The following is a 1,521-nucleotide window of genomic DNA, read 5'->3' as shown; positions in this document are numbered from 1 at the left end:
TCTTCATAAAGATCAAAAAAGTAACAATATCCTATAAATCCCATATCCATTAATTTTAATGGAAAGTTTTATAAAGAATCTCCCTTTTTAATAAAAAGAACAGTACCACCTTTCATTTAAAATATGACCATTGATGAACCCCCACCAAGGTAAAATTCTTTGATAGAATGTAACGTATTCTCTCTTTTGACTGCACAACCTTACACCAATCAAAAATAACATTGGTGGTGATTTTTTGATCTGGGAATAGTGTCTGAAACTCTTTAACTGCCCTCAGTACCGCAGTTTCAACCAACTCCTGATATCCACATTTTTGACATTTACATTTTCTACCTTCAATGCTAAGGGAAAAGGAATCACAAATTTTACAAGTTATTCCCTTTCGAAACTGCTCATAGTGATAGATAGGAATTTTAGAATAAGGGGATTTAGTGATATGTAATGATACTAACAGATTAGCAATTCTTTTCTGTTTTTCATTTATTTTTGATGGGGTTTCATCCAATGCCCTCATGTGATTATGGATTTGGGTCGGTAATATGGCTCGCAAATTTAGGGGGGCTTGGTAAAGGGTAAAAGTAGGGTTATTAAAAACAACTGATGCATCAATGGGATGGTGAAATCCGTGGTTGCGAAGTAATTGACTTAATAAAGATTCGCTCCTATCTAGTTGGAGGAATGGGTTACTTACTTCATGTTTGGGTTTTTTATAAAATTTATTTGACTCATAATAGTAGTCGCCTTCAAAATATTTCACCTCATAAATGTAAATTTTGCCATCAATTAATAGTAGGGTATCAATTTGGAAGGTTGTATTATTCACCTCGAGTAATAAATCATTTAAAATTAAGCAATCGCATTGAAGTTTTTCTGTCAAAGAATCGAATAATAATTCGCCTGCGTACCCTTTTTTCAATTTAAAATAGTATTGCTTGTCCTTGCTGGATAACTCAATTCGCTTGTTTAGAATTTCAAAGACAGTTAATTCCTGAGGTTTATTGCGGTGTTTATAAATCATAGTCCACATCCTTTTCTAGTATTCAACATCATTATATTTGAATATTTTGTAGATTTAAAGGACAAAATTCACAAGTTTTTTATAAATTGTGTGTAAAGGCCCCAATTGGGGTAGAAAGTGAGTAAAAGACCTCATCGGTAAAATGAAGCCCCGAACGCAGCCAGACCCGATGAGGAAAGTCCTTCATGGCCGTGATGAAGTCCCGAACGCAGCCAGACCTAATGAGGAAAGTCCTTCATGGCCGTGACGAAGTCACGAACGCAACCCAAGCCCACGTGGAAAGTCCTTCATGGCCGTGATGGAAGCCCCGAACGCAGCCCAAGCCCACGTGGAAAGACCTTCATGGCCGTGATGAAGCCCCGAACGCAGCCCAAGCCCACGTGGATAGTCCTTCATCAGAGGTATGAAGCCTCAAACGAGATGAAGAATCAAATCTAAAAGGTTTTCACTCTTATATTCCTAACGAAAATAGCCTGCCCAAAGGCAGGGCTCAGACTGTTGAC

Annotated in this window: 1 protein-coding gene; it reads right to left on the bottom strand. The window is 37.5% G+C overall.

Features of this window, described 5'->3' with window-relative positions; genetic code table 11:
* Positions 1–112: 112 nt before the first annotated feature.
* A complete protein-coding gene (locus tag BTHG_RS16725) occupies positions 113–1,018 on the bottom strand; it encodes a nuclease-related domain-containing protein (protein ID WP_010677883.1) in 906 nt (301 codons plus the stop codon).
* Positions 1,019–1,521 lie beyond the last annotated feature (503 nt).

The organism is Bacillus timonensis, assembly GCF_000285535.1.
Taxonomy (GTDB): Bacteria; Bacillota; Bacilli; order Bacillales; family Bacillaceae_L; genus Ferdinandcohnia; species Ferdinandcohnia timonensis.
Note: the sequence above shows the minus strand (reverse complement) of the source record. Positions and strands in the feature narration are given on the sequence as shown.

Coding starts and splice junctions, on each gene's coding strand:
- BTHG_RS16725 (WP_010677883.1), bottom strand. CDS start 1,018: ATGATTTATAAACACCGCAATAAACCTCAGGAATTAACTGTCTTTGAA.